This window comes from Candidatus Erwinia haradaeae (genome assembly GCF_900698935.1).
GTDB lineage: Bacteria > Pseudomonadota > Gammaproteobacteria > Enterobacterales > Enterobacteriaceae > Erwinia_E > Erwinia_E haradaeae_D.
On the sequence record NZ_LR217715.1, the window covers coordinates 584375 to 599393 of the forward strand.

The 15019-nt window shown below is 32.8% G+C and carries 7 protein-coding genes and 1 pseudogene; 5 read left to right on the forward strand and 3 right to left on the reverse strand.

Features of this window, described 5'->3' with window-relative positions; all coding sequences use genetic code 11:
• Positions 1 to 2492: 2492 nt before the first annotated feature.
• Positions 2493 to 3449: pseudogene (locus ERCIKOCA2762_RS01840) on the forward strand (class I SAM-dependent methyltransferase); the annotation flags it as partial.
• Between the two features lie 1269 nt (positions 3450 to 4718).
• Here ERCIKOCA2762_RS01840 and lnt read toward each other — a convergent pair.
• Positions 4719 to 6284, reverse strand: a complete 1566-nt coding sequence (gene lnt / locus ERCIKOCA2762_RS01845) for an apolipoprotein N-acyltransferase (protein WP_157988510.1) — start codon at positions 6282 to 6284, stop codon at positions 4719 to 4721.
• A gap of 1036 nt (positions 6285 to 7320) precedes the next feature.
• Positions 7321 to 7788 (reverse strand): rRNA maturation RNase YbeY, encoded by a 468-nt coding sequence (ybeY, locus tag ERCIKOCA2762_RS01850; protein ID WP_157988511.1) that lies wholly within the window; start codon positions 7786 to 7788, stop codon positions 7321 to 7323.
• Between the two features lie 1067 nt (positions 7789 to 8855).
• Between ybeY and ERCIKOCA2762_RS01855 the strand changes: the two genes are divergently transcribed.
• The 4 genes from ERCIKOCA2762_RS01855 to fruA all read left to right on the forward strand — a co-directional run bounded on the left by ERCIKOCA2762_RS01855 (position 8856) and on the right by fruA (position 13678).
• Positions 8856 to 9080 carry a hypothetical protein gene (locus ERCIKOCA2762_RS01855; protein ID WP_157988512.1) on the forward strand — a complete coding sequence of 75 codons (225 nt, stop codon included), beginning with the start codon at positions 8856 to 8858 and terminating at the stop codon, positions 9078 to 9080.
• Positions 9081 to 9901: 821 nt separating this feature from the next.
• On the forward strand, positions 9902 to 11041 hold the full coding sequence (gene fruB, locus ERCIKOCA2762_RS01860; RefSeq protein WP_157988513.1) for a fused PTS fructose transporter subunit IIA/HPr protein: 1140 nt from the start codon (positions 9902 to 9904) through the stop codon (positions 11039 to 11041).
• A complete protein-coding gene (gene fruK / locus ERCIKOCA2762_RS01865) occupies positions 11034 to 11996 on the forward strand; it encodes a 1-phosphofructokinase (RefSeq protein ID WP_157988514.1) in 963 nt (320 codons plus the stop codon). Before fruB ends, fruK begins: the two co-directional genes overlap by 8 nt.
• Positions 11993 to 13678: a PTS fructose transporter subunit IIBC gene (gene fruA / locus ERCIKOCA2762_RS01870; protein ID WP_157988515.1), complete on the forward strand. Its 1686-nt coding sequence runs from the start codon at positions 11993 to 11995 to the stop codon at positions 13676 to 13678. The genes fruK and fruA overlap by 4 nt, the downstream gene beginning before the upstream one ends.
• A 107-nt stretch (positions 13679 to 13785) precedes the next feature.
• Here the strand turns inward: fruA and nfo are convergent, their stop codons facing one another.
• Positions 13786 to 14625: a deoxyribonuclease IV gene (nfo, locus tag ERCIKOCA2762_RS01875; protein WP_157988516.1), complete on the reverse strand. Its 840-nt coding sequence runs from the start codon at positions 14623 to 14625 to the stop codon at positions 13786 to 13788.
• Between the last annotated feature and the right edge of the window lie 394 nt (positions 14626 to 15019).

Consider the following 15019-nt stretch of genomic DNA (forward strand, 5'->3'; position numbering starts at 1 on the left):
ATACACCCAATTATAATATATTTCAATACTGAGATCCCAATACAATTAATAAAAGTTCTTTATTTGAGAGATGGATATATCATTGATTATAGTCTATGTTTTATACAAATTACATACAATGCACTAACTAGTGTGGTACTTAAGCGCAGTAGCAATATATGGTACTCAGAAATAATCGACTGCCAATGAGCCTCCAGCCTTCATTCTTTTGATAGACCACATAGCTAATTTGATGATTCATGTAATTATATAATTGGCATACCATCACTGCTTGTTAATAGACTATTATTAAAAATAATATCTGCATATGCACACAACATGCGTTAAGATTTACTAACTGATATCTAAAATAAATCATCGTATTTTTAATAATCAGAATTATTTAGTTCAGAACGCAAAAGTGTTTAATAGTTTTATTTTCAATAAGTATTTTTATCATATGGTATCATCAATGATAAGAATCATATTCTACGCTATATATTAGAACTGATTATATTATATTCCATAATACACATGGATATATACAAATGTATTTTTTATGATTTCGTCACTAGTATGTTACTAAAAATAAAACTATTTTTTATAAATCGCATGTTATAATATTAGTATTATACATACTAAAAGTAATTTTTATGTATACAATACCAGATATTAGAAGATTGTATCTTGATAATAAGATAGACATACTTACGTGAATACTATTAACATTCTACCCCTTACATATTCTAGAGCATCCTAAAAGCACTGCGACTTATACAGTATATGAGAAATAATATCATTTATGAATATAGTGTAAAAGCTGATTAATATATGCTATGTATCATACAGTTCGATATGATATCGAATCATACTGTAACCAAAATAAATAATAATTCTCTGTCGTCTTTAATGAGATAACAAAAAAAACAATTGGCAACTACTCGAGTCCCAGATATAGTATTATTTATCACAGTATAATGGTGAGATGATACATTATAGATCAGGATGATGATCGTCTATAGACTATAGCTTATTCTACATATAAGTATATGGTTCATATATTAGAAAGATCGCCTGAAACTGAAACGAACACATAAAATGAATTTTATGTTCCTATGTTCTTCACTAATATGTATACTACTACAATGTCCACTGGTAAACTCATACTACTAGTTTATGACGAAACTATTTGTTCATAACTCAAATAATTTATTTCTATCCTAAGAATCCTTATATTAAATTATGCATTCAACATGTGATTGCACACTAGACTGATCGTATATTAAAACTGAACAAAAAAGAATCCGGACCGTGCAATGTATTTTTTCCATACCACATCATTAGTGCTTCGTGAATCGTTTTTAATACCGCATACCGAAAAGTTTCTTAAAAATGCGAGGCAATTTACTAGTACAATATGTGAATTTATCATATTTTTATGATAAATATTCTTAATATAGTTCTGCGTTTAGAAGAATGCTATACTTTATCTATATAGTGTTCATATGAAGTTAAATTCTATTTAACTACAGTAAAAATATTGATACAAACACCTCTTTTAATATTATATTTATCTTGTCGTTACACACAACTCATAGAAATTAAGATGCTGTTCGTGAAAACAATAAAGTCATAATATCATTAAATGATGCCTCTATTCATTGCTTAACATGCTTGCATCCACTTATGATTAAAGTGCTTATAAAGCAAGTACTCACTAGACTACAGGATGTCGCTACATAGCTTTTTAATTTAAATTTATGAGTAATCTTAATCTTTTCTAGATTATTATGCGTAGATATATTATCATCTACTGCATGAAGACGTATATGAAACATACACATTTTATGTTTGTTTAAAATAAAATACTAAAATATAAAAAATAGAAATTTGATTTATTTTTTTCCCATAGATAATATATATCCTTAACAATACATTTATTTTTGGTTTATGTATCATAATACAAATTATTTAGTATATGAGTAGTGTTATAATCCGATGATTATAATTGCTGTATATTATACAATATAAAAACATTAAAAACTCACAAACACCTTGAGCTAATCAGCTTCATAAATATCAAATAAAATTTGATCAATAGATAACTTAGTGATGCTGATAGAAAATTTTTAAAATATATCGGTGTCTAAAACATTATTCCTGGAGAACACAGATTCTCTATCTATTAGAATATCAGAAAAACATCATAAAAAATCGACATAGTCCATAACGATATGCACCTGTTGGCTTTCAGGTATATATGCTTATCTATCATGTAATTTTTACAGACTACAGATGGTAATGATTCTGGATTAACCTAATAGTATTACTGAGGAGTCTATGTAGCATTTTATCTTCAATCATAGTTGCAGGTGTATCATGAATCATCATGACAAAAAATTATACCCATTTGTTAGAGACCTACACACAACCAGCTCCAAAATATTTATAGTTTATGGCATTACACTGAGAACTATTTCTGTATGGTAGAAAACCAACCACCAGGATTTTGTAATCAATACTCTATTGATTACGCTAATCGTCTAAAAAAAAATATAAGAAAACTAGAAAAGTGGGCACAAAGACAGCTTATTGAATGTTATCGTATTTATGATCGTGATTTACCAAATTACAACGTAGCAGTAGATCGTTATAAAGATTGGATTGTTATTCAAGACTATGCAAAACTAAAAACTCTGCATAACCCTGACACATCTCAAAAACTCTCAAATATCATCTTAACTACCCTCGACATCCTCCAACAACCATCGAATAAATTAGTAATAAAAACTCGTACAAAAAAACATGGTAGAATTCAGCAATATTATAAAATTAACCAGCATGGTGATTTTTTTATAATTACTGAATTTCATACAAAATTATGGGTCAATCTCACCGATTATATCGATACTGGTGTTTTTCTTGATCATCGTCTTGTGCGCAAAATATTAGGTCAAATGAGCCAAGGTAAGGATTTTTTAAATCTGTTTTCTTACACTGCTAGTGCTAGTGTTTATGCTGGTTTAGGAGGGGCTCACAGTACTACCAGTGTGGATATGTCACGAACGTATCTTGAATGGGCTGACCGAAATCTGTGGCTCAATGATTTATCTGGACATCGGCATCGATTACTGCAAGCTGATTGCTTAATGTGGTTGCGTGATACCAGGGAAACATTTGATCTTATCTTTGTAAACCCTCCGACTTTTTCTAATTCCAAAAGAATGAAACAGAATTTTGATATACAAAGAGATCATTTAGAATTACTGTCTAACCTGAAAGGTGTTTTGCGTACAAATGGTAAATTAATCTTTTCTAACAATAAATCTGGGTTTAAGATAAACATGTCTGGATTGCACGCCTTAGGGCTTTTCGCTACTGAAATTACCTCCCAAACACAACCAAAAGATTTTCCCTACACTCACTCTATGCATAAATGCTGGATTATTACGCATTCTACATCGATATAGCAATGCAAAATAATCAAAAATAATCAGATAATTAATATAAAAATCAGTACACGAATCACAATGTCTTCATAGTACAGACAGCTAATATTTATCACTAAAGTATATCAATAGATAAAATTTATGAAGCATGAGGATATCTTTAATATATGATTCAAGACTGTAAGTATCAATCTTGCATTTCATCATAAATATCACTATTACGAGTAAAAAAGAATCTTTTATCAGGAATATCACAATCTTTTCATGCAGTGTATTCAACAGCATCAGACGCAGAATGTTTCTATAATATATATGGATTATATACTCAGTATACACTATAGTTTCAGCACATAAAGCTGTTTATTGATCATATATAGTTGATGGCGCTCAGTGTCTAAATAAAGATCATATTCACATTTATTATACTAGAAAACATCAAAATCTTTTAAATGTGAATGTTTTACAAATACCTGATTAGGTTGCACATGAGTCTAGTTATACATTAGTCAATGACAATATCTAATATTTATAAAAACAACGAAAGCCATGATGAATAGCTCTAGCATGATCATCAAATCGAAATCTGATGTGTCTAATAAAAAATACAATACTCATTTATATCCAATCATCTCTGTTTTTTCTAGATGACTCACATATTTATTTTTAATAAATAAACTGCACTCGTTGTTGTTTTCTTAACATGGAAAATCTATTTTTGATAAATAATATTACTGTATGAGTTAAATATTAGAAGTTGCTTTTCTTATATCACGAATCTCTTCAATATAACTTTGCACCCTTAACACATAAGTCATTACTTTACTCAACATATGTCTATGTCTGAAAAGAATTATACACAAACACGATTACGTGATATTTCAGAAGAGGACAGACATTAATAATGCTAACTGATATATTTTTATTACTAATATGGAAAATAAAATGCACAGCATGCTGAATTAATATCTATAAATATAGAGCGATCGTTGAAACACTTTTGAATCAAAAATTTTATATCTTCTCCTCATTTTACTAAGGAGATATAATAGATGATACAAGACAAAACAAAAGATACAAGCTACATGTATTTTTTATTGACACATCTACATTATATGATGTGTTATTCATTTATTTTTTATTGCATGTACAAAAGGCATTTTGGATTAAATTTGATATATTCATACACATATATAATATTATTTTCAATAAGATTCTAATACTTTTATACCTCAAAAACATTATCAGCCTCAAAAAAAATTATCAGTACGGCAATTTAATTGACCTTCAAACTTAAGAGATCTTATGATACACGGTAGAATTACAAACAGACAAACGTAAAAAACCTATTAGCCAAATAACAGCAAATAGAAGTGTGATGACCCATATACCAAAATTTCCAAAACGCGCATAAGGGGTTAACCCAGTAGTGGGTACGACCGTTGCAGTGAGAACTCTTGATTCGAATTGTGGAATAATATGAGTAATTTCCCCTCTTGCATTAATAATGGTTGTTACACCATTATTTGTACTGTACAACAAAGGTCTTCCTAATTCTAATGCACGCATTCGTGCCATTTGCAAATGCTGCCACGGACCATTCGAATCCCCAAACCATGCGTCATTAGATATAGCAAGTAAAAAATCAGTCTCTGGGCGAAAGTTATCACGCATTTTTCGTGTAAAAATGACCTCATAGCATAATGCTGGAGTCATATTATAACCTGCAACACGCAATTGAGGTTGAATGTATGCCCCTTGAGTAAACATGGACATCGGAATCTTAAAGAAAGCTGTGAGAGACTGTAGCAAGGCTTTAAACGGTACATACTCCCCAAAAGGTACTAGATGATTCTTCTGATACCGATTGTTACTCAAATACCTATAAGGATTGCTACCATTACCTATGACGAGAATTGTATTATACGTATAATAATTATTATTTTCAAAACGAGAATCTATTATACCAGTCACTAAAGTTGTCCCTGCGATACGCAGTTTTTGATCCTGATCTTGTAAAAATAACTGTTGGTTTTTTTCTGTGTCTGGAATAGCAGATTCTGGCCATATAATAATTGATTTTTTCCCAATCAATGGATTACTCAGTCTAGTGTAAGTATTGAGGATATTTACTAAATCATTTGGATCCCACTTGAGTAATGGGAGTGTATTTCCCTGCACCAAAGCGACATCTACCGCACGTTCTGGTAATGATACAAACCAATTCATAGAATGTAACGGCCACTGTAACAGTACTAACAAAATGACAAACACTATAGCAAGAATTTGCCGTTTTTCTATTGAATAGACTACTGATCCAGATATGGTTACTAACAAAAATGTGATTGCTTCTTCCCCCATTAAAGGAGCGATACCTTTTAACGGACCGTTAATTTGAGTATAACCAAACTGTAACCAAGGAAACCCGGTCATAACAAAACTACGAAAAAATTCAATAATGTGCCAAATTACCGGAGATGCTACTATTAAGCGTAGGAATAAACTCTTAGTACATAGAGTATTGAGCAAGCTAATAAAAATAAGAGGATATAAAGCCAAGTAACCCGTCAGCATCACCATTGCAAACAGATTAATTATAGCAGGTAATTCAGAAAACGCGTCAATACTAATGCAAAGCCAGTACATTCCAGTACCAAAAAAACCAAAACCCCACATAAACCCAATAATGCTAGCCTGACGAGTAGCACAATTTAACGTTAAACATTGCAATCCACTAAATGAGATAAGCAAGGCTAGCCAATAATCGTAAGGAGAGAAACTGAGAGCACCTATTGCACCTACAATCCATGCTAGACATAAACGAAACCACTGATCACAATTTTTGTTAAAAAATATCATTTTACTAACATAACTTATATTATTTCATATAGTTTTTCACATACCTAATCACAAAGAGTGAGTAAGCATGTGGTCATTGAATACAATTTCATCACATTATGTGATAGTAATGCATTTGTAATATATTGCATATTCGAGATATGAGGATCATACTGCAAAGTACTAGTTAATAGTCGGTGATCTAAAATCATTCATCAAATACGTCATGGGATCATTAAATGATAAGAATTTCTAACTCAAATTAAAAATAACTATTATAAATGGTTAACATGATAACTCTTTTTTGAATGCATACACTGATAGCTATCATGAATACAAAACCTTTCTTAAGAAATACGATCTGTTAAGATTACAATCAATATGATTCATTAATGACATACATATATAACATGCATTTATAATGCAATCACACCTCTACACCCAAATAATGCGCTTATATATTACATAAAACCTAAAACATAGTAAAAAACACTTCCAATTTAATTTTGCTCACAGACGAATGGTAGTAAACATTCTCAATTCGTTTAATCAGTTGTATTGAAAAACAGTGCCTATGCAATACACACGACCAACGACCTTATGGTCCATGATCTGAATCACTGATTAAAACAATCTTTCTATGAGAGCTTCAAAAGCCAAATAGCTAGTATAGCTAAGATCTCTTGCAAAATAATTTTACATACCAAGCATTTTGCAGTGGTTTTAAAATACTTGAAAGCTGAATAAATTTTATTAAATCATAGATACAAGATATCTAATCATACGATTAGTGTATCTATGATAATCCTTCCAAGAAGCTAGACAAGAGTAAAAACCCGGATCGTATTTATAGAAACTAATAAATGAGATATCCGTTGTTTTATAAGAAAAAGAATACTCCGAATCATAGATCTTTTATACCGTCATTTAAAATATTTAGTAGATTCTCTATCCCTTGCAAGTTAAAATATAGATAATCAGACATGAGAGAGCCCTTCACACTTCGCAGCGATTAGCAACATATAATATAGTTTTTGATTTTTACATCCAGACTGATTTATTGCATAAATTCCTGGCATATCAAGTAGGGATCCGTATAACCTAGCGCAAGCATAATTTTTTTCTCTATGGATTCCATTTCTTCTGCTGAACTCTTCGAATAATGATCATAGCCCAAGAGGTGTAAGATTCCATGAATAACCATATGTGCCCAATGTGATTCAAGAGACTTCTGCTGCTCAATAGCTTCACACTCAACAATTTGACGACAAATAATTACATCACCTAATAGTAAGAGCTTTAGATGAGGGGGAGATCTGAAAGGAAAAGAGAGAATATTTGTCGGTCTATCTTTCTTACAAAAAGTCACATTTAATCTTTGCATTTCGTCTTCATCTACCAGACGAATAGTAATTTCTTTTTTTTGATGATGTGCTGGAATAGCTGCTTTTATCCAGCGCAAAAAATCAGCTTTTATTGGTAACCCCTGTTTGTTTTGGCAAGCAACTTGAAGATCTAAAATCATTTTATTCCTTATTTTCTATCTCTTTTAGAAAGAAATGCTCATTACTCATGTGAAAATATTTAATACTTAACGGATACAATCCAACATCAGTCTTTAATTATTATATTTTATATTTAATAATATATCTTATATTTCATATATATTCATAGAGCAAACTAAAAAGAGACTGTATTAGCTTCCGCTTATAATTTATAATCCTTAGTGGTTACTCAATGAATTTAAAATATCTTTATATTATGATTATGCTACTTTTATTATTCAATTAATACGGATCACGCGCGAGCTTCAACACCTGATAAAGAAAAAAGAAAAAGTGATCTATTGTCATTCTATCTATTTTTAAACGTGAGGCCTTTTACAAAAAATACGTCCTCGAGAAAATATTATCTAGTAATAAGATTAGAGTACTATATATCACGATGATTTAGTTGTAGTAGGTTCTACTTTTTCTACTAAATATGATAGGTATTCATCAACTTCTATATCTCTCATGGATATAAAAAACAAATAAATATTGGAATACCGTAATATACATATTGTAATTTTTTTTAAAAAAATATGTATTTTAATACGAACCACGCTCTTAATCTTAAAATATTCGATAATAGAGTTTTAAAACCGTGCTGTAATATCATAAATTGATATATGAAAAACTAACTGAGCACTAATCAATACATCCTAATCATTTTGCCTGCTACTATTAATATCCGCACTGTTCATGTGCATAATTAAATTAATTGTAACATCGGAAAACGCAAAAAAAATATAACAAGCGTTATATCATACATTCGAAAAATTTTAAAAAAGAACTATGTGTTTATAATGCCTCTACAAACCTTGCTTGTATTCAGCATGATTTATATGACATAGATCTTTGTAGTGTTTTGCTAAGGATAGACAATGCAAAACCACTCAAAATATGATGAAAATCATTCTAGTTTTTACAAATCTTTCAACTATAATTTCAAAGTTGCCAGTATAGTAATCTACTGTATTAATTAAAACCCGCTAATGCTATCACAAATTGACATCGCAATATTGTATATATTTTATGAATTGTATGTAACATGGAGGCATGGTACAATACCATATTTGATGTATTTGATGTATTTGATGTATTTGATGTATTTGATGTATTTGATGTATTTGATGTATTTGATGTATTTGATGTATTTGATGTATTTGATGTATTTGATGTATTTGATGTATTTGATGTATTTGATGTATTTGATGTATTTGATGTATTTGATGTATTTGATGCAATATCAGGAATCCTACTTATATCAAATTAAATACGTCTTAATGGGCTCTAGTTACTTCAAAATCAGATTAGAATTTGCGTGCAGATTGCGCCTTGTGCTTGCAATACACATGACTTTCGTTTGCGGTTTACTCACTCAACTTATCAATTTCATATGGTTAATAATTTTCCTTCTACAACCTTATTATATTACCATGTACCACTTTAAAAAAATTTATGATGCTCTTCTATTTTCTTCAGATGTGAAGGTCCGCATTGAAAAAAGGTTTATGCTTCCATAGCCATGTGCGGCGTAAAAAATTTCCATTGATTTCGAGTGATAATCGTGATGCATTATTTAAAAGAAAGAAAAATTATATATAAAGTTGCAAGCACAACATATCAAAAACCACGATTAAGAATAAAGCGATATACTATATTAGTTCCATCATGATTACGCATCAAAATGATGATTTTTATCGCAAATCAGTGTACACACGGTCAGTAAAAAATTTAATGCCTCTGCGTCAAATTACGATATACACAGCACTACCCTTTGTGCTTTTTTAATACTTCTCGGACTATAATAATATTATAACGCGGATATCAGCAGTACTTTAGAAAACTCAATCCTCACCCGATCTAATCAGAAGACACTATCAACGGTTTAAGCCAACAATGATGGAAAACATCAAATCTCATTAAAAATCTGGTATAGATTCAATCAAAAAACTTAAAAATATACTGTATCATACGAATTATGGATATTTAAAATTATGAGTCCTATTGCTATATCTTCTTCCTGTGATACTTTATAACCTTATCTCGTATAAAATATAATCAAAAAATTGAAATTAACCAACAGGGAGAGGCATGTTGCAGCTAACACTCAATTCCATCACGCTAGGAGCTCAGGCTCTCGATAAAGAAGATGCTATTCGTCAAGTTGCTGCGACTTTACATAAAGCTGGAAACATTAGTGATGGTTACGTAGATGGTATGTTAGTACGCGAGAAGCAAATTTCTACTTATATAGGTAATGGTATAGCGATACCACATGGCACAGTAGAGACTCGAGATCTTGTATTAGAAACTGGCATACAGGTATTTCAGTTTCCGAATGGGGTATGCTGGGGCGAAAAGAACACAGCGTATATAGTTATTGGCATTGCAGCTAAATCTGATGAGCATTTGAATTTACTGACTCAGATCACTCATGCTTTAAGTGACGTAAATTTAAGTAAAAAAATTAAAGCCATACAAACAGCAGAAGATGTACGCAATCTCTTCGTAGGAGAAACGTCTGCCTTGTCATTCAAATTTGATGCTTCGCTTATTGCTACAGAAGTTAGAGCTCACAATATAATCACACTGCAAGCATTAAATGCGGGTATGTTAAAACAAGCTAACGCGATAGATGATTCTTTTGTTACACGTGTGATTATAAATCCACCAATCAATCTAGGACAAGGCATTTGGCTTAACGAAAGTAGTTGTGGAAACCTAGTGAGTGCGATTGCAATTAGTCGTGTAATGGTACCATTTCGGATTCAAAACCAAACTGTTTCTCTGTTAATAAGCATCTCTATAACTGATGATCAACCACTAGCGGTTTTAAATCATTTAAGTCATTTGCTTGTTGAGAATAAAGCTCATACGCTTTTAAATGGCAATGCTACCACTATCTTAAATATACTAACTAATGATAGATTAGAATCTATAGAACCAACGGTAATAGAAGAGTTTACTATACATAATGAACATGGGTTGCATGCACGCCCAGGCACTGTGTTAATTAATGTAATTAAACGATTCAATTGCGAAGTTAACGTGATGAATCTTGATGGTAGTGACAAAATAGCTAATGGGCGTAGTTTAATGAAAATGGTTGCACTAGGCGTAAAGAAAGGCCATCGTTTGCGCTTTACGGCAAGAGGTCAAGAAGCTCAAAAGATGCTGGCAGCCGTAAGAGAAGCGATCTTGAGTGGATTAGGTGAGGATACACATGAATAAACGCGTAGCTACTATAACTTTTAATCCAGCCTATGACTTAGTGGGATATACTTCTGATTTGCAATATGGACACATAAATGTAGTTAATACATTGGGTTTGCATGCAGGTGGAAAAGGAATTAATGTTGCTAAAATATTAACCAGCTTAGGTGTAGATGTGACAGTCTTTGGATTCCTTGGAAAAGAAAATCAAGAAGCATTTAAAAGTCTTTTCATTAACACAGGTATCATTGACCGCTTCCGTATGGTGGAAGGACACACACGTATTAATGTGAAATTAACTACGCAACAGGGTAAACTAACAGAGCTGAATTTTTCAGGATTTAAAATAACAAAAAACGAATGGGAGGATTTTGCTACTGAATCTTTTACCTTTTTTAGCCAATTTGATATGATCTGTGTTAGTGGCAGTCTCCCGGAAGGACTTTTGATCTCTTCTTTTTCTGAGTGGATGCAACAATTATGCAGATCTTGTCCATTTATTGTATTTGATAGTAGTCGTGATGCTTTGGTTGCAGGGATACACACAAAACCATCGCTGATTAAGCCTAATCGACATGAATTGGAAATCTGGGCCAACCGCCATCTACCAACCATCAAAGATGTAATCGCTACCGCCTATACCTTACACCACCAAGGTATCGAGCATGTAGTGGTATCTTTGGGTGATGAAGGAGCAATATGGATTAACTCTAATGGAGCGTGGATCGCAAAACCACCATCCTGTAATGTTATTAGCACCGTAGGAGCTGGTGATGCTATGGTTGGGGGGTTGATGTACGGCTTACTCATGAAAAAATCTAGTGAATATACTCTACGTTTAGCTACCGCCCTTGCTGTGCTGACTGTCAACCAAAGTAACGTTGGTATAACTAACCTCGCAGCATTGTATACCATGATGGAGCGTGTTGATCTATGTCCGTATGCCATGCACAAAGCTGGAGTTAAATCATGAAAAATATGCTAATTGTTGACTCTTCAGTGGGTTTAGCTACGCATCATATAGCTCAGAATATTATTACAGCAGTCGCAAAAAAAATAAATATTTTAATCACTACAAACATAGAAAAAGCTGATTTAATTCTCGTTCTCGGTACACAATATCCACGAGATGAACGATTAAATGGTAAATACGTGTATATGGTAGATACTACACGCTTTATGTTAAATACAGCTGATAGCTTATTAGAAGCACAGGTTCAGGCTCAACCATATAGTATTCCCGAAAATCCATTAACCAACCTACCAAAACATCGCAATGAAATTAAAAAAGTACTAGCAGTCACTGCCTGTCCCACGGGTGTTGCACATACTTTTATGGCCGCTAAAGCCATTGAAACTGAAGCTAAAAAAAGAGGTTGGTGGATTAAGGTAGAAACACGAGGTTCTATAGGAACAAAAAATATTATTACCGACAATGAAATCTCTCATGCAGACTTGGTCATTACAGCCACTGATATTGAAGTGGATTTATCTAAGTTTGTCGGTAAGCGCATGTATCAAACTTCTACCGTCTTAGCGCTAAAAAATACAGAACAGGAACTGGATAACGCCTGTCTACATGCAAAAATCTATAATCTTCCAATTCCACAGATCTACACAGAACCGCAAGGTAACAGTAATGCGCGCTATAATATTTATCGTCATTTAATGACTGGCGTTTCCTATATGTTGCCAATGGTCGTAACAGGCGGTCTGATCACTGCTTTGTCATTTGCTATTAGCAGCTCATTTGATGAATCGTATTTTCTGGTCAACGCGCTCATGCAAATCGGTAGTGGTTCTGCCCTGACTCTCATGATACCGGTTTTAGCAGGATTTATTGCATTTTCAATTGCCGATCGCCCGGGTTTGGCACCTGGTTTAATTGGTGGAATGTTAGCAGTTCATATTAATGCCGGTTTTCTCGGTGGTATGATGGCTGGTTTTATATCTGGATATATCGTTCAATATCTTAACTCTCATCTCAAAATGCCAAACAGCATGGAATCATTAAAACCACTCTTAATACTTCCAGTTATGGCTAGTCTTCTGACAGGCCTTATAATGGTATATGTAGTAGGTACACCGATTGCAGGAATTATGTTGTGGCTAACCAATGCATTAAGTAACCTTGGAACTACCCATGCCATCCTGTTAGGATCTGTTTTAGGTGGAATGATGTGTATTGATATTGGAGGCCCGCTGAATAAAATAGCATATGCATTTGGTATAGGGCTCCTTAGTTCACAAACTTATACACCTATGGCAGCTATTATGGCAGCAGGCATGATACCCCCGCTCTCCATGGGATTAGCAACATTGATCGCCCCTAATAAGTTTAGTGGCAGTGAAAGATCATTGGGTAAAACAGCTATAGTGTTAGGCATGTGCTTTATCTCTGAAGGTGCTATTCCATTTGCAGCACGAGATCCCATGCGTGTGCTACCATGTTGCGCTATCGGCGGCGCAGTTACTGGTGGGGTCTCGATGGCTATTGGCGCTAAACTAATAGCACCACATGGGGGCCTATTTGTGTTATTAATTCCCGGCGTCATTACGCCAATAGCGGGCTACCTTGTATCGATAATTATTGGAACACTAATAGGAGGAATTTCTTACGCCGCCTTTAAAAATTCAAAAATCGATCTTTCTTAAACTTTTATATAATATAAAGTACTTAACTTATATCATAAATAACAATTAGCGACCCCATTTTAAGGATGATACTATTTTCAAAAAAAATAGTATTTTCCATTTTATTGTTACTGTCTAGTTTTTAACCAAGCAATTTCATCTTTCCATAGATCGGGATTAACTGTTTCAAGAATCATAGGAATACCATTAAAACGTGGATCTTTCATCAACCAATGAAACGCAGTTAAACCTATATTTCCTAATCCTAAACTATGATGACGGTCAACCCGGCTGTTAAACTTACCTTTCGAGTCATTAAGATGCACACCACGTAAATACTGAAAACCAATAATTTTTTCAAATTCAGAAAATGTCTCAATACAATTGCTTTCACTACGTAGATCATAACCACTTGCGAAAGCATGACAAGTATCGATGCATACGCCAATACGGGATTTGTCTTCTACATCCCTTATAATAGTGGATAAATGCTCAAATAGAAATCCTAGATTACTACCTTGACCCGCAGTGTTTTCAATCACAACAGTCACTTCTGATGTTTGATTCAGGACGATATTAATAGATTCAGAAATACGCTCTAGACATTTGTCTTCTGTAATTTGTTGCAAATGACTACCTGGATGACAGTTAAGAAGACGTAAATTTAATTTCTGACACCGCAAAACTTCATCTAATAGTGCGGTGCGTGACTTGTTTAATTCATATGACCTGGGGTGCCCTAGATTAATCAAATAACTACTATGAGGCATAATTTGTGCTGATGTATAATTGTTCTTGATACATGCAAGATGGAATCTAGTAATTTTTTCAACAGTCAAGGAAGGGGAGCACCATTGTCGTTGATTTTTAGTAAAGAGTGCAAAAGCTGTAGCTTTTAACTGTGCAGCACGCTCTACTGCATACTCTAAACCCCCTGCAATGCTAACATGAGCTCCAATATATTTCATAATGCTCATCCTACAAATGAATAAAATAGCAAACTATAAGAAACCGTAAATAGTATACTGCCAAATCACATGAGAAAAAATTCCCATGCGACAACAGTCATTGGTTATATTAATAATATGTTTTTGGTTAGATTTCAAATATTTAAAAAACTATTATAAACTTGACTGTAGTAGCATCACTCAAGAGATTTATTTTCAAAAAGTTGTTGTGCCTTACATGAATGCGTGTGCAATGACATTATCAAGCTATGTTTCGCCATGATATGTGATGCGTTGATTTCTCTATTGTTGTATATCCTAGATAATATGTGCACCTTCCCTGTATATTGTCATGCAGCTATAGATTGCACCTAACATCATCTTTACATAAAACAACAACCATTATATTGATGCA